Here is a 14,060-nt window from a genome sequence, read left to right as displayed (position 1 = left end):
GTATAAAATTACAATTTCAAATTTTCAAAATGATTAATTTTAAAATTAATTAATTATTTTCAAGTGCTTCCCAAAACTCGTAAGCTCTTCTCAAATGAGGAATTACAATAGTGCCTCCGACTAGGGTAGCAACACTCATTGCTTCCATCATTTCAGCTTTGTTAATTCCTAATTTGTAACACGTTTCTAGGTGATATTTAATGCAATCATCACAACGTAAAACAGCTGATGCAACAAGTCCCATGAGCTCCTTTGTTTTTATATCTAAAGCACCTTCCGTATAAGTATTCGTGTCTAGGTTAAAAATTCGTTTAATAACTTTATTGTCATCGCCTAATATTTTTTCGTTCATCTTAGAACGATAATCGTTAAAATCTTTTACTAAATCAGTCATTTTGTTCTTTTAATTGGTTTTTGTATACAATTCTAGAAATAATAATGCTCATTTCATATATTAAGAGCATAGGAACTGCTACGGTTACTTGACTTACCACATCAGGAGGAGTAACAATAGCGGCTATAATTAATACAATTACGATAGCATATTTTCGAGTATTTTGTAAAAAACTAGGTTTTATAAGCCCTAGTTTAGTTAATAAGTAAATGATAATTGGCATTTCAAAAAAAATACCACCAGCAAGTACAGATGTTTTAACCATTCCTATATAGGAATTTAAATCAATATCGTTTTTAACTACACTACTGATAGAAAAGGAAGCTAAAAAGTTTACGGACATAGGAACAATTACATAGTAGCCAAATAAAACACCTGTAAAGAAAAGGATAGATGCTGAAATAATAAATACTTTAGCATATTTTTTTTCATTTTCATAGAGTGCAGGGCTTATAAAACGCCATAGTTCCCATAAGATATAAGGAAATCCAAGTATAAAACCAGCAGTAATACACATCCATATAAATACATTTACCTGTCCTTCCATACTTGTATTTTGTATAGTAAAAGGAAGCTCTTCAATACAAATAGTATCCGCAAAACCAAGGTAATGAGAGGCATCGCAAAAAAAGCGATATGTTATAAATTCTACTCGTGTGGGGCCAAAAATTACTTCATCAAATATAAAATCAGCAAAAAGAAGACCACAATGGCTAATATAACAATTGCAATAGTACTTCTTATGAGTAACCATCTTAGTTCTTCTAGATGGTCTAAAAAAGACATTTCTGATAAATTTTTCTTTGCCATTTATATAATTCCTTCTTTTAAAATATCGTGTATATGTAATATGCCTACATAATTTCCTTCTTCTTCAACAACTAGTTGAGTAATCGAAAAGTCTTCCATAGTGTGAAAAGCATCTATAACCATAGCATTCAAAGCAATTGTTTTAGGTGTCTTTGTCATAATATCCTTTGCTTTTAATCCTGATATAGTTTCAGTAGTATTAAGCATCCTTCTAATGTCTCCATCTGTAATAATCCCAATGAGTTGCTTGTTTTCTATTACAGCTGTTACACCAAGTCTTTTTTCTGATATTTCAATAATTACATCCTTTATTGGAGAATTAGAGGAAACCTGTGGTTTATGGTTTTTATCTAATAAGTCAGAAACTCGTAGCAAAAGCTTTTTGCCTAATGCTCCACCAGGATGATATTTAGCAAAATCTTCACTTTTAAAATTTCTTTTTTCATCAAACAAATAGCCAAAGCATCTCCTAATACCAATTGAGCAGTCGTACTATTAGTAGGAGCTAAATTATTAGGACACGATTCTTTAGTTACATACGCATGCAAAACAAAGTCTGATTCTTTGCCTAAAAAGAATGAAGATTAGCAGTCATTCCTATTAATTGATTACCAAATCGTTTTAATAAAGGAACTAATACTTTTATTTCAGGACTATTACCACTTTTTGATATGCAAATAATTACATCACCATCTTGTACCATTCCTAGATCTCCATGAATAGCCTCAGAAGCATGCAAAAACATAGAAGGGGTTCCTGTTGAATTAAAAGTAGCCACCATTTTTTGGGCAATAATGGCACTCTTTCCTATTCCTGTAACAATTAGTCTACCTTTGGCGTTATATATAAGTTCTACTGCTTGAGCAAAATCAGCTGTTAAATAATTTACTAAGTTTGCTATAGCTTCGCTTTGTTCTAATAAAGAGGCTTTAGCGGTGGCAAGAATGGAATCTTTAGTAATCAAAACAAGAGTCTTTTTTAAAATTTGTATAATGATAAAGAATTTTGTATCTTTATGTAAGTGCAAATTTATAAAAATACCTAGTTGAAAGAATTTTTTATTTGACTGAAATTTTATTAATTTTGTTTAAAATTTCCCAAAAATATACCAAACACATTTTTTTTTACTAGTTGGGGATAGTATAAAAGCTGTTTGATTTTCATCATTTCATTAATTTGTCAATAGAAAATAGTTGAAGAATGAGTTCTCACCCAATTGATTTACACAAAGAATTAAAAAAGTATTTCGGATTTAACCAGTTTAAAGGTTTACAAGAACAAGTAGTAAGAAGTATTGTATCTGGAGAAAATACTTTTGTTATTATGCCTACAGGTGGCGGAAAATCGTTATGTTATCAGTTACCTGCACTAATCCAAGAAGGGGTAGCTATTGTTGTTTCGCCTCTTATTGCCTTGATGAAAAATCAAGTAGATGCCCTTAGAAGTTTAGGCTCTGGGGATGCTATAGCGCATGTTCTTAATTCTTCATTAAACAAGACCGAAATTAATCAAGTTAAAAAGGATATAGCATCTGGTTTAACTAAATTGTTGTATGTAGCTCCTGAATCTTTAACAAAAGAAGAGTATATTGATTTTTTAAAGGAGCATAAGATTTCTTTCGTTGCCATTGATGAAGCGCATTGTATTTCGGAATGGGGACATGATTTTAGACCTGAATATCGAAACTTAAGAAATATAATTAGGGCTTTGGGAGATATTCCAATCATAGGACTAACAGCAACCGCCACCCCAAAAGTTCAAGAAGACATTCTTAAAAATTTAGATATGTCTGATGCTAATGTATTCAAAGCATCATTTAATCGTCCTAATTTATTTTATGAGGTACGAACAAAAACCAAGAATGTAGAAGGAGATATCATTCGTTTTATAAAACAACATAAAGGAAAGTCTGGAGTTATTTATTGTCTTTCACGTAAAAAAGTAGAAGATATAGCTGAAGTTTTAAAAGTGAATGGCATTTCGGCTGTACCGTATCACGCAGGTCTTGATGCTAAAACAAGAGCTAAACACCAAGATATGTTCCTTATGGAAGAGGTAGATGTAGTGGTAGCTACTATTGCATTTGGTATGGGTATTGATAAGCCTGATGTCCGATTTGTAATTCATCATGATATACCAAAATCCTTAGAAAGTTATTATCAAGAAACAGGAAGAGCAGGACGTGATGGAGGAGAAGGACATTGTTTAGCTTACTATTCATATAAAGATGTAGAGAAATTAGAAAAATTTATGGCAGGAAAACCAGTAGCTGAACAAGAGGTAGGTTTTGCTTTGCTACAAGAAGTAGTTTCTTATGCAGAAACGTCTATGTCTCGTCGTAAATTTTTATTACATTATTTTGGAGAAGCGTTTGATAGCGAAACAGGAGATGGTGGAGATATGGATGATAATATGCGTAATCCTAAAAAGAAAACAGAAGCTAAGGATAATGTAATAAAACTATTAGAAGCTATTCGTGATACAAAAGAAATATATAAAGCAAAAGAGATTATTTTAGCATTAATAGGGAAAGTAAATGCCGTTATTAAAGCACATAAGACAGATGCCCAGCCATTTTTTGGTATAGGAAAAGATCAAGATGAAAAATATTGGATGGCATTAATTCGTCAAGTAATGGTTGACGGCTTTATGCGTAAAGATATTGAAAGTTATGGTGTTTTAAAAATGACTGATAAAGGATACGATTTTCTGAAGACACCAATATCTTTCATGATGACAGAAGATCATGAATTTTATGATAATGAAGATGATACAGTTATAGCAGCTGCTAAGTCATCAGGAACCACAGATGAGGTTTTAATGGCTATGCTGGTTGATTTACGTAAAAAAGTAGGTAAAAAAGAAGGTGTGCCTCCTTATGTTGTTTTTCAAGAATTTTCATTAGAAGATATGGCCTTGAAATATCCTATCACTATAGCTGAATTAAGTAACATTCAAGGAGTAGGAGAGGGAAAAGCAAAAAAATATGGAAAAGCATTTGTAGATCTTATTTCAAAGTATGTTGAAGAACATGATATTATGCGACCTGATGATTTAGTTGTTAAATCTACAGGAGCTAATTCAGGATTAAAGCTTTATATCATTCAAAATATAGATCGAAAGTTACCTTTAGATGATATTGCAAAAGCAAAAGGTTTGGATATGGATGCTCTACTAAAAGAAATGGAGCAAATAGTGTATTCAGGAACCAAATTAAATATAAATTATTGGGTTGATGAAATTTTAGATGAAGATCAACAACAAGAAATTCATGATTATTTTATGGATTCTGAGTCGGATAAAATTCAAGATGCTTTAGATGAATTTGACGGAGATTATGATACGGAAGAATTGCGACTTATGCGAATTAAATTTATTAGTGAAGTGGCTAATTAATATGAAAAAATCGAATTTTTGACAAAAAGCGGGATAATAATAAAAGAATTATTCCGCTTTTTTTGATGGTTTATTTAAGGTTTAATAGACTAAGAACAAAAGTTGGGGAGGATATTCAAAAAAAGAGATCTTTGTCAAAATTAAACACTACTATGAATCCCTGTAGATCTTTTAAAATTGGTGCTTCCTGATTTTCTAGTTGATTATTTTGAAATAATTTCAGTTGATAATTCACAAGAAAACTACATCTCTATTTTGAAGAAAAAGCAAAACCTCCAAAAGAGTTTGATCACACAGAGTTAGCCTCCAAAGGCTTAACAGATGAAATAATAATTCAAGATTTTTCACTAAGAGGAAAGTTTGCGTATTTGCATATAAAACGTCGTCGTTGGATTGATAAAAACACAGACGAGATAGTTAAAAGAGATTGGAATTTATACAATTTAAACTTTGAATTTTCTTTTTAAAAATAGTACCTCTACAAAAACAACAAAAATTAGTATTGGTTCTTGATGCGCTTCGTGCTCGAACTAACGATAATTTCAATTATATACTCAACCGTCTGTTCAAGTTGTTTTTAAAATGAAAAAAAACATATCGAGGACGTTACTTTTAAACCCAGATTCCGCATTAGACTTCGTTGTGAAACAAAATTTTTGAATAAATTCAAGTGCTCACGGAAAATTTTAGAAGAAGAAATAGTGAACTATTTTGATGATTAAAACTTGAGTACGTGCTTGAATTTGAAGAAAAATAAAGTGGAATAGATTTACTTCGTCTATTCGCTACGCTCGGGTCTAATGCGTAATTCTATCTAACTTAGCTAAAATTATTATATACGAGATAACACGATGTTTGATCATTGATTGTCTCAAGGACTTCCAAATGGAAGCCTTTTTACATTTCAGCCAAAATTTAAGAGGGGATAAATTCACCATTTTTTTGCATAGGCTTCGCTGACAAGTACAAGTCAGCTCTCATTTGTCAAAGAACAATACTTTCTTGAAATCTGGGTTTAGTCCAGTTGTTTTAAGTTAAAATGGTATTAGTGGCTAAAGGGACACGTATGATGCAAGAATTTGCGTCTTTTTTAAAAGAAATTAATCGATAGTACTGCTGTAGATTCTCAAAACTACTTTGATAATAGAAGTACAAATGCAGCTGCTAAATCTTTTAATGCAAAAATAGAAGCCTTTAGAAGTCAGTTTAGAGGGGTAAGAAATATCGATTTCTTCTTATTCGGATTGTTCAATCTTTTTGCTTAATCCTTAAATTTTGTTCTTGATCCCTTTTGTTCTTGATTTTTCTAAGATACTATTTTTAGAGTAAAAAAGCAACAAAAAGGCTGTCCTAAACAATATTTTGAACAGCCTTTTTTTAGTGACCCCGCTGGGGCTCGAACCCCGGACCCCATCATTAAAAGTGATGTGCTCTACCAACTGAGCTACGGAGTCTATACTATTATATTTTTGTTTCTTAAATTAGTTTTATGGTGACCATGATGGGATTCGAACCCACACGTCTTACGACACCACCCCCTCAAGATGGCGAGTCTGCCAATTCCTCCACATGGCCGTTGAGAATGAAAAAGCCAAACTTTTGTTTGGCTTTAGTGACCCGCTGGGGCTCGAACCCAGGACCCCATCATTAAAAGTGATGTGCTCTACCAACTGAGCTACGGAGTCAATGCTTTAATAAATTTTATTTTGTTTAGTGACCCCGCTGGGGCTCGAACCCCAGGACCCCATCATTAAAAGTGATGTGCTCTACCAACTGAGCTACGGAGTCAATGCTTTAATAAATTTTATTTTGTTTAGTGACCCCGCTGGGGCTCGAACCCGGACCCCATCATTAAAAGTGATGTGCTCTACCAACTGAGCTACGGAGTCAATGCTTTAGGAAATGTTGTTTTGTTTAGTGACCCCGCTGGGGCTCAGACCAGGACCCCATCATTAAAAGTGATGTGCTCTACCAACTGAGCTACGGAGTCGTAAACATTTCTTGTTTGCGGGTGCAAATATATTACCTTATTTTTGATTTTTCAAAGAAAAGGAGGTTTTATTTCTGTTTTTTTTGTAAGTTATTGATTATTAATGTGTTTTGTATGAGTAAAATTGTGTTAGTAGGTTATATGGGATCAGGTAAATCAAGTGTTGGGAGAGTTCTAGCTCGTAAATTGGCATTAGAATTTATAGATTTAGATGATTTTATTGTTCAAAAAGAAGGAAAAAGTATTAAAGAAATTTTTGATACAGAAGGTGAGATTTATTTTCGAAAGTTAGAACATATTGTTTTAAAGGATTTATTGTTAAAAAAAGAGTCTTTTGTTTTGAGTTTGGGAGGTGGTACTCCATGTTATGCTGGAAATGATCTTTTATTACAAGGAGATGCTGTTAATTCAGTTTATTTAAAAGCTTCAATTCAATTGTTGGTTGAGCGTTTAGTTATAGAAGCTGATAAAAGACCCTTAATAGCGGGTTTAAATAAAGAAGAAATGAATGAGTTTGTAGCCAAACATTTATTCGACAGAAGCTATTATTATAATAGTTGTAAAAAAATAGTTTCTGTCGATAATAAGACGATTGATGAAATTTCTGATGAATTGGTACGTCTTTATTCTAAATAGGCGTACTGGTTGTTGTTTTCGAATACAACGTGAACGTGTTCTAGTATAGAAGTAGACAAAGAAATGCCTTTGAAATCAGCTTTTATAGGATATTTTTTATGGTTACGATCTACAAGTACCGCCGTTTTAAATTTTTGAAGAGGTACTTCCAAAAAATGTTTTACTCCATATATAAGGGTTGTTCCAGTGTTGAGTACATCATCTACCAATACAAGCCCTTTATTGCTGTATTCTTCTTTTGGAAGGCTTGTGTGTATAGTAGTGTTAGGATTTTTTTTATCAATTATAACTTCACAAAATTGAATAGATAGAGGAGAAATATCTTTTAGTGTGATAACTAATTTTTGTGCTAATATGCTCCCATTTCCCTGTATCCCAGCAATAATTACTTCTTTTTCATTAATAAATGTTTCGTGTATCTGATATGCTATGCGTTTGATTTTAAATTCTATTTCAGTATGAGTAAGAATAATATTTGTGTTCATTTGTGTTGTTATTTTTTTGTAAATATAAAAAAGAGTTCTTTACCTTGTCTAGGTTTGATAGAATTGTAAGCAATTTCTAGTGTTTTTATAGTAAATTGGGGTGAAAACAAAAGTTTGTATTCTTCCTTAGAACCTCCAAAAGGAGGGCCTTGTTCAGTTAAAGGGAAATCAAATAAAAGCCCCGCTATTTTTCCTTGTGGATTTAATAGTGAATTTATTTTGGTTGCATATTCTTTTCTTGCCATAGGAGGAAGTGCGCAAAAAAAAGTTTGTTCTATAATTAGATCATAGTTGTCTTTATGTGAAAAAAATCTTCGTATATAATTTGGTTATAAGGTACCTGTGGTAATCGCTTTTTTATGTTTTTAATGGGTGTTTCTGCAAAATCGAGAACATGAGTGTTCTTAAAACCTTTTGGATCAAATATTCAAATTCGTATGCGTTTCCACCTCCGAGAATTAGTATTTTGAGATTTTTATTTGTTAATTGATCAAAATAACTTTTCAGAGGTTGTGTAATGATTCCAGTATCCCAACCTGTTTCGTTTTTTTGATATCTGTTTTCCCAGTAATTACGATTCAGATTCATCTTTAAATTCATTTTCAAAATCTAATTCAAATTCATCCAAATCACGACGGTCTTTTTTGGTAGGTCTACCTTCACCATATTTTCTGTAATGTGCTTTAGAAAGTTTAAGCATTTCTAAATGAGCAAATGCTTCTTCTGGGGTTTCATCTCTACGATATATATCGACTAGTTTGGCACCTACTCGGCTTGTAGGAATGTCTAAAACCTGAATGCTATAGGTAATTTGGTCTTTTCTAAAAGTAACTTTGTCTCCAGAAAAAACTTCTTTAGAAGGTTTGGCTGTAATTCCGTTTACAGTTATTTGGTTTTTTTTACAAGCTTCAGTTACCATGTTACGAGTTTTGTAATATCGTACACACCATAAATATTTATCAATACGCATAAAATCAAAAATCTTAGTTAAATTAGTATACAAAAATAATTCAAAATTGTATCTTGCGTGCAAATTTTATAGAAGAATGAATAAATTAAGTAAATTGATAGGCGGCTTATTTTTAGTGATTGTATTTATGTCTTGTAATAGAAATAATGATACAGTAGATGTCGTTCCTCCTAAAGCATATTCAGAACAAATACCGGGAGAAATTTTAGAAATAGAAAAGTTTTTTGAAGATTATCACATGGATGTTGATGCAGATAAAAATGTTGAATTTGTAAAAAGAATCGGTTCTAAATCAGGCTTAGTTTCTATAAAAGATCAGTATGCACCTAAATTCAAAATAATACATTACAACGATTATGATTTTAAGGTGTATTATATTAATCATAATGGTGGAGGAGAATTAAAACCAGAACTTTCTAAAACTCCTTGTCCTATAGATACAGTTTTAGTATCATATCATGGCCTGTTGTTAAAGGAAAAAGCGGGTTTTGATCAAGAAAAAACGACATTTAATAAAAATCAGTTTTTTGACCGAGGAGAAAATCCAGTTCGTTTTGATTTAGCAAAAGTAATAGCTGGTTGGTCTAGAATGGTGTCGTTAATGACTACAGGTATTACAACAGTTGATCCTGTTACAAATGTTTTAAGTTTTAAAGATTTTGGTGCTGCAGTATTGTTTCTACCTTCAGGGTTAGGGTATTATTCTGATGCACAGGTAAATATACCAGCTTATTCTCCTTTAATATTTAATGTTAAATTAATGTCAATGAAGAGAAAAGATCATGATTTTGATGGGCATACAACCTTTGAGGAAGAATATAGTTTTGATGCGTCAAATTTAAACGCTCCATGGGTTAATTTAAAGCGTGATACAGATGGAGATGGGTATCTTGATTATCTAGATCGCGATGATGATAATGATGGAATATTAACAAGAGATGAAGCAATAGGGGATGATAATCGTAATGGAATTCCAAACCATTTGGATAAAGAGGATAGAAGAAGAAAATAAAGCATATTGAAAATAAAAAAGAGGCTATCTAATCTAAAAGATAGCCTCTTTTTTTATTCAGTTTCTAATAACCAATTTTTAAAATCGTAAAAGTTTTGAGGAGCTACACCATGTCCTACAGGATATTCTTTATAGCTATTCTTGATACCTAAATCGTTTAATATGGGTTGTGCTTTACGAGCCCATTCTACGGGTACTACTTGGTCTACGCTGCCATGTGAAGCGAATATCTGTAAATTATTAAAGTTGTTTTTTTGATAATCTTTTAATGCAATTTCTTGATTAAAATACCCACTCATACCTACTATTCTCTGAATTTTGTTAGGATAAGATAAGGCGGTAGCGTAGCTTAAAATACATCCTTGGCTAAATCCAATTAGCGTAATTTTATTAGGATCAATAGCATAATTTTCGACTAATTCGTCAATAAAATGAACTATTGTTTCCCTTGAACTGCGAGCTTGATCTAAATCTGAAAATTTATTTTCGTCAGCATCAAAATTAATGGCATACCAAGCATAAGCATTTGGCATTAGATTATAAGGAGCACGAGCGGATATGATGTAATAATGATCAGGAAGTTCAGAAGCAAATGAAAAAGATCTTCTTCGTTACTTCCGTAACCATGTAATAATAAGAGTAATGGGTTTTTCTCTTTTTTATTTTAGGTTCTTTTACTAGATGGTATAGCGATAAATTCATTTAGATAGTTTTAAAAAATTTTTGAAATATGGAGCCTAATAGTGGTAACGGACAGGATTCGCCTCGGCTTGCGGTATATAAACCGTAAAAGCTTAATAGAGAAATGAATATCCACATACTTATAGTAGCCATAGGGATGCTAAAATTAGAAAGCATAAGACCTAATGTAACAAAAGTAATGGTTAAGCCTAGACCTTGTCTTACATGAAAAGAGCCAAATTCGGTTTTGTCTTCTCCACTATTCATGGATAAGGCAATAAGTGGACCTATTATAAGTATATAGCTTATAATTGCTGTGTTTTTTCCTTTTTTATATCGTTTAAGTTTGTATTCATTATTAGCTTTTAATAAATTGAGAATGATTAATAATACCAATTACTTTTCCTTTCATAGATTGGTTTATAAAAGCTGAGTTTTTAGATTTGGATATTATGTTTTCTTTTTGAAAAAACCAATTTTCATTAGGAGTAAATAGTGTTAAATTAGCTGTTTCTCCTTCTTTTAGGTGAGGTTCTTCTATATCAAAAATCTTTCGTCCAGCAGTTAATTTTTCTATAATAATTTCTGTGGGTAAAATGGTTTGTAAGGCACTATAACAACTTTCTAATCCAATGGTTCCATTTTTAGCTAAATCAAATTCTAAATTTTTGTTTTCAATGTCTATAGGGTTATGATCGCTTGTAATACAGTCAATAGTATTATCTAAAACGCCTTCAATAAGTGCTTTGCGGTCTTGTTCTGATCGGATAGGAGGAGTTACACGATAATTAGAATTAAAACTGTTTAGTACTTCGTCTTGTAATATCAAATGGTGAACAGATACACTACAGCTAACTTGTAAGCCTTTTTTCTTCGCCTGACGAATTAGATCTACAGCGTGAGCGGTTGAAAGGGTTGGAATGTGTAGTTTACCTCCTGTGTATTCTAAGATGTATAAATTGCGGGCTATTATTAAATCCTCAGCTAAGGAAGGAATGCCTTTTAAACCTAACTGAGTAGAAGTGATTCCTTCGTTTACGATTCCTTTGCCTTTGATGTTGTTATCCATTGAGTAAGCAATAACTTTTCCTTCAAAATCTTTTGTGTACTGTAGAGCTATTTTTAGGATGTTGGCGTTATCTAAATTTTTGTTATAATCTCCAAAAGCTACAGCACCTGCATTCTTCATGTCTAAAAGTTCTGCTAAGTCATTTCCGTTACTGTTTTTTGTAAGTGCTCCAATGGGGTATAAATCAGTGGCGCTTTGATTAGCTTTTTGTTTAACAAAAAGATTTGAGATTGATTATCTAATATAGGAGCTGAATTGGGTTGTAAAAGAATGCTTGTAAAACCTGATTTACTAGCTGTCTGTAGTCCGTTATTGATAGTTTCACGATCTTCAAAACCTGGTTCTCCTAAAGAAACACTAGTGTCTATCCAGCCTTTAGAGAGATGTAAATCAGGGTAGGTAATTTCTTCATAATCATTTAGAATGGGGAGATTTTGTCCTATTTTTTTCTATTATACCGTTACTAATTTGAATATCAGTAATTTCTTGGTTTAAAGGATGATTTTTTTCAATAATTCGAGCATTACGGATAATTAAATTCATTTTAGAAATTTTTGAATGAGCAATTCGATGATCAAAAATAATAAGGCAAAAATAAGAAACCATTTCCAAATTTGCTGATCAGTGCGTTCTGTTTGAAGGGTTTCAAAAAAAATATTTAAGTTGCTTATTGTATTAATTTTGTTATAATTACTATAATTGTTTAATTGACTTTCTTTGCGGTCATAATTAAAACTAATAGGGTAGATGTTTTTTTTATTTTGAATAATTTGATAATTACCCGCTTTTTTAGGGTTATCGCCACAACTAAATTTTAGTTTATTTTCTAAAATTTGTTGTACAGGAATAAAATTTTCTTCTTTGTTTGTAATAGAAACTATTTCATCTTTATTTAGTAACGCATCAATTATAGTGGTTTTGTTTTGACCAATTGTTTGATATTGTAGACCATTTTTACTAGTTGAAATACCCATTTTGTAAAAAGTAGGTACAATTAGTGGGGCATTTTGAAAATTTGAAATTTCTTTGTTTAAAGGAGCTGAAAATATATATATAATACCAGAATTTTTATACAATGTATTTAAAAATGCCGATTGATCATCGTAGGTAAGTGCTTGGGGTAAACCACTTTTTACTTCAAAGGATTTCTTTACAATAGGGTACTGAAAGTTACGGATTCTTTTTTCAAAAACATCTATGTATAGAGGATTTGAAAAGTTAATTTTCATTATTTTTTTTTCCTTGTTTTGTAAATTACCAAATTGAATGTTTGTGAAGTTTTTTTAAAAAAGCATTCAAATTAGATGGAATAATTTTTTCGGAAGGAATAATGACCAAACTACCTCCTTTATCGACAAATTTTTTCATATTAGTGTGCATTGCCGTAGGAATATTATCTAACTCATTTAAGATAATACAATCTTGATTTTCTATACTTCTATAGTCTAGTTGGTTTGGATTGCTGTTTGAAAAATTAAACTCGGGCTTTGTATAAATTCGGGTAAGGAAATTAGATTTTTCGTCATCTCCTATACTTAGGATTTTTACAATTTTAGGTTTTGAGAAATTGAAATAAAAAGTGTTGTCAAAAGCTAAACTATTATCATTTAAAGAAACATATCCGTTAAATGTTTCTTTTGGAATTGTAAATAATAAAGTTTGTTTGTTTTTGTTTAAAGGTATTATAGATTTGGCAATCAAATTGTTTTGATTGTATAATGAAATAGGAATTGATTTAGATTCTTTAAAATTAGATGAAACTAATACACCAATTTCATAGAAATTTTCAAGACTCTGATTTATAAAAACACTATCAATAGCAGCGTTTGTCGTTTTTTCAGCTTCAGGAACTACGAAATAAGTTTTGTTATTTAGAGGTAATTTAGATAAGGATTCGGTTTGTAAGCCAATAGCATCTGTGATAACTAAAATATCTTTTCCTTGATTGTTATTATGCGATTTTGTTTTAATTAGTGCATTTTCAAGAGAAAAAGGAATTGGGCTATAATTTAAATTTTGGAGATCTTTAGCAATAGCTTTAATATGTGTGTTCCAAAAATCGGTATCGTTTGTTAAAAGTGAAAAAGTTGTTTCTTCTGGAATGTTTTCTAATAAATCTTGTACAGCTCGCTTAAGTAATTCTCCTTTTTTACCTTTTGCTTGCATACTAAAAGAGTTGTCTAATAGTATAATAAGTTCATTGTTTTTACCTGCTTGGTCTGTTGCTTTAAAAAAGGTTGCGCAAAGGCTAGAATAAGAGTGGCTAAGAGTAAAAGTCTTGTTGCTAATAATAAATATTTTTTTATTTTAGAGCTTTTACGTGTTTGGATGATCAGTTCTTTTAAAAAACGAACGTTCGTGAAGTATTCTTTTTTAAACTTTCGTAATTGAAATAAATGCACAATTACTGGAATAATCAGTAAAAAAAGAAAATAAAGGATTTCAGGATGTTTAAATTGCATTTATGTTTTGAATTTGTCAAAGATACATTTTTAGTTTGAATCGTAGAATAGTTTCAGATTTTAATCGTTTTTTTGAACAAAAAATCTAAAAGTATTAAATTAAGAGTTAGGATGAAATTTCCCTTTTTTTTAGTTTTTCTTTATAAAACTCCTTT

Annotated in this window: 11 protein-coding genes, 6 tRNA genes and 6 pseudogenes; 5 read left to right on the top strand and 18 right to left on the bottom strand. The window is 31.2% G+C overall.

Annotated elements, in window-relative coordinates:
* Positions 1–49: 49 nt before the first annotated feature.
* The 3 genes and pseudogenes from JJC05_RS03590 to JJC05_RS03580 form a co-directional block, all read right to left on the bottom strand.
* Complete coding sequence (locus JJC05_RS03590; protein WP_088391304.1) at positions 50–394, bottom strand: carboxymuconolactone decarboxylase family protein; 345 nt, start codon at positions 392–394, stop codon at positions 50–52.
* A pseudogene (gene tatC, locus JJC05_RS03585) lies at positions 387–1,204 on the bottom strand (twin-arginine translocase subunit TatC). Before tatC ends, JJC05_RS03590 begins: the two are co-directional and overlap by 8 nt.
* Positions 1,205–2,168: pseudogene (locus JJC05_RS03580) on the bottom strand (KpsF/GutQ family sugar-phosphate isomerase).
* A 236-nt stretch (positions 2,169–2,404) separates the two neighbouring features.
* On the opposite strand from JJC05_RS03580, the gene recQ reads away from it, so the two are divergent.
* From recQ to JJC05_RS03570, 3 genes and pseudogenes are all read left to right on the top strand, one after another.
* Positions 2,405–4,600 (top strand): DNA helicase RecQ, encoded by a 2,196-nt coding sequence (recQ, locus tag JJC05_RS03575; protein WP_105197018.1) that lies wholly within the window; start codon positions 2,405–2,407, stop codon positions 4,598–4,600.
* A 296-nt stretch (positions 4,601–4,896) separates the two neighbouring features.
* Positions 4,897–5,067, top strand: a pseudogene (locus JJC05_RS19030) (ISAon1 family transposase N-terminal region protein); the annotation flags it as partial.
* 636 nt (positions 5,068–5,703) lie between these two features.
* On the top strand, positions 5,704–5,865 hold the full coding sequence (locus JJC05_RS03570; protein WP_258929645.1) for a transposase: 162 nt from the start codon (positions 5,704–5,706) through the stop codon (positions 5,863–5,865).
* Positions 5,866–5,981: 116 nt separating this feature from the next.
* Here JJC05_RS03570 and JJC05_RS03565 read toward each other — a convergent pair.
* From JJC05_RS03565 to JJC05_RS03540, 6 genes are all read right to left on the bottom strand, one after another.
* Positions 5,982–6,054, bottom strand: a tRNA-Lys gene (locus JJC05_RS03565).
* 36 nt (positions 6,055–6,090) lie between these two features.
* A tRNA-Leu gene (locus JJC05_RS03560) sits at positions 6,091–6,175 on the bottom strand.
* A 37-nt stretch (positions 6,176–6,212) separates the two neighbouring features.
* Positions 6,213–6,286 (bottom strand) — tRNA-Lys (locus JJC05_RS03555).
* Positions 6,287–6,314: 28 nt separating this feature from the next.
* Positions 6,315–6,388 (bottom strand) — tRNA-Lys (locus JJC05_RS03550).
* 29 nt (positions 6,389–6,417) lie between these two features.
* Positions 6,418–6,489: transfer RNA gene (locus tag JJC05_RS03545), tRNA-Lys, on the bottom strand.
* A 29-nt stretch (positions 6,490–6,518) separates the two neighbouring features.
* Positions 6,519–6,590: transfer RNA gene (locus JJC05_RS03540), tRNA-Lys, on the bottom strand.
* A gap of 114 nt (positions 6,591–6,704) precedes the next feature.
* Here JJC05_RS03540 and JJC05_RS03535 point away from each other — a divergent pair.
* On the top strand, positions 6,705–7,226 hold the full coding sequence (locus JJC05_RS03535; RefSeq protein WP_105196371.1) for a shikimate kinase: 522 nt from the start codon (positions 6,705–6,707) through the stop codon (positions 7,224–7,226).
* Here JJC05_RS03535 and JJC05_RS03530 read toward each other — a convergent pair.
* The 3 genes and pseudogenes from JJC05_RS03530 to JJC05_RS03520 all read right to left on the bottom strand — a co-directional run bounded on the left by JJC05_RS03530 (position 7,214) and on the right by JJC05_RS03520 (position 8,681).
* Positions 7,214–7,711 (bottom strand): phosphoribosyltransferase domain-containing protein, encoded by a 498-nt coding sequence (locus tag JJC05_RS03530; protein ID WP_105196370.1) that lies wholly within the window; start codon positions 7,709–7,711, stop codon positions 7,214–7,216. The genes JJC05_RS03535 and JJC05_RS03530 overlap by 13 nt on opposite strands.
* An 8-nt stretch (positions 7,712–7,719) precedes the next feature.
* Positions 7,720–8,299, bottom strand: a pseudogene (locus JJC05_RS03525) (class I SAM-dependent methyltransferase).
* Entirely contained in the window at positions 8,283–8,681 is a 399-nt protein-coding gene (locus tag JJC05_RS03520) for an RNA-binding S4 domain-containing protein (RefSeq protein WP_088394168.1), read from the bottom strand. The pseudogene JJC05_RS03525 and the gene JJC05_RS03520 overlap by 17 nt, the downstream one beginning before the upstream one ends.
* Positions 8,682–8,757: 76 nt before the next feature.
* Here JJC05_RS03520 and JJC05_RS03515 point away from each other — a divergent pair, with 76 nt between their 5' ends.
* Positions 8,758–9,693 carry an FKBP-type peptidyl-prolyl cis-trans isomerase gene (locus tag JJC05_RS03515; RefSeq protein WP_235878219.1) on the top strand — a complete coding sequence of 312 codons (936 nt, stop codon included), beginning with the start codon at positions 8,758–8,760 and terminating at the stop codon, positions 9,691–9,693.
* A gap of 53 nt (positions 9,694–9,746) precedes the next feature.
* On the opposite strand, the pseudogene JJC05_RS03510 reads toward JJC05_RS03515, so the two are convergent.
* From JJC05_RS03510 to JJC05_RS17925, 6 genes and pseudogenes are all read right to left on the bottom strand, one after another.
* A pseudogene (locus tag JJC05_RS03510) lies at positions 9,747–10,395 on the bottom strand (alpha/beta hydrolase).
* Positions 10,396–10,770: a hypothetical protein gene (locus JJC05_RS03505; protein WP_258929459.1), complete on the bottom strand. Its 375-nt coding sequence runs from the start codon at positions 10,768–10,770 to the stop codon at positions 10,396–10,398. It abuts the pseudogene before it with no gap.
* Positions 10,733–11,986, bottom strand: a pseudogene (locus JJC05_RS03500) (dihydroorotase). The gene JJC05_RS03505 and the pseudogene JJC05_RS03500 overlap by 38 nt, the downstream one beginning before the upstream one ends.
* Positions 11,983–12,672 (bottom strand): hypothetical protein, encoded by a 690-nt coding sequence (locus JJC05_RS17935; protein WP_309597405.1) that lies wholly within the window; start codon positions 12,670–12,672, stop codon positions 11,983–11,985. Before JJC05_RS17935 ends, JJC05_RS03500 begins: the two are co-directional and overlap by 4 nt.
* 25 nt (positions 12,673–12,697) lie before the next feature.
* Positions 12,698–13,609 carry a hypothetical protein gene (locus JJC05_RS17930; RefSeq protein WP_309597404.1) on the bottom strand — a complete coding sequence of 304 codons (912 nt, stop codon included), beginning with the start codon at positions 13,607–13,609 and terminating at the stop codon, positions 12,698–12,700.
* 14 nt (positions 13,610–13,623) lie between these two features.
* A complete protein-coding gene (locus JJC05_RS17925; protein WP_309597403.1) occupies positions 13,624–13,905 on the bottom strand; it encodes a BatA domain-containing protein in 282 nt (93 codons plus the stop codon).
* Positions 13,906–14,060 lie beyond the last annotated feature (155 nt).

This window comes from Flavobacterium davisii (assembly GCF_019565505.1).
Taxonomy (GTDB): domain Bacteria; phylum Bacteroidota; class Bacteroidia; order Flavobacteriales; family Flavobacteriaceae; genus Flavobacterium; species Flavobacterium davisii.
The sequence above is the reverse complement of the archived record's forward strand: the minus strand, read 5'-3'. Positions and strand labels throughout refer to the sequence as shown.

What these genes read in the sequence shown, in the direction of transcription:
- JJC05_RS03590 (WP_088391304.1), bottom strand. Translation starts at nt 394, where the DNA reads ATGACTGATTTAGTAAAAGATTTTAACGATTATCGTTCTAAGATGAAC.
- recQ (WP_105197018.1), top strand. Translation starts at nt 2,405, where the DNA reads ATGAGTTCTCACCCAATTGATTTACACAAAGAATTAAAAAAGTATTTC.
- JJC05_RS03535 (WP_105196371.1), top strand. Translation starts at nt 6,705, where the DNA reads ATGAGTAAAATTGTGTTAGTAGGTTATATGGGATCAGGTAAATCAAGT.
- JJC05_RS03530 (WP_105196370.1), bottom strand. Translation starts at nt 7,711, where the DNA reads ATGAACACAAATATTATTCTTACTCATACTGAAATAGAATTTAAAATC.
- JJC05_RS03520 (WP_088394168.1), bottom strand. Translation starts at nt 8,681, where the DNA reads ATGCGTATTGATAAATATTTATGGTGTGTACGATATTACAAAACTCGT.
- JJC05_RS03515 (WP_235878219.1), top strand. Translation starts at nt 8,758, where the DNA reads ATGAATAAATTAAGTAAATTGATAGGCGGCTTATTTTTAGTGATTGTA.
- JJC05_RS17935 (WP_309597405.1), bottom strand. Translation starts at nt 12,672, where the DNA reads ATGAAAATTAACTTTTCAAATCCTCTATACATAGATGTTTTTGAAAAA.
- JJC05_RS17930 (WP_309597404.1), bottom strand. Translation starts at nt 13,609, where the DNA reads ATGCAAGCAAAAGGTAAAAAAGGAGAATTACTTAAGCGAGCTGTACAA.
- JJC05_RS17925 (WP_309597403.1), bottom strand. Translation starts at nt 13,905, where the DNA reads ATGCAATTTAAACATCCTGAAATCCTTTATTTTCTTTTTTTACTGATT.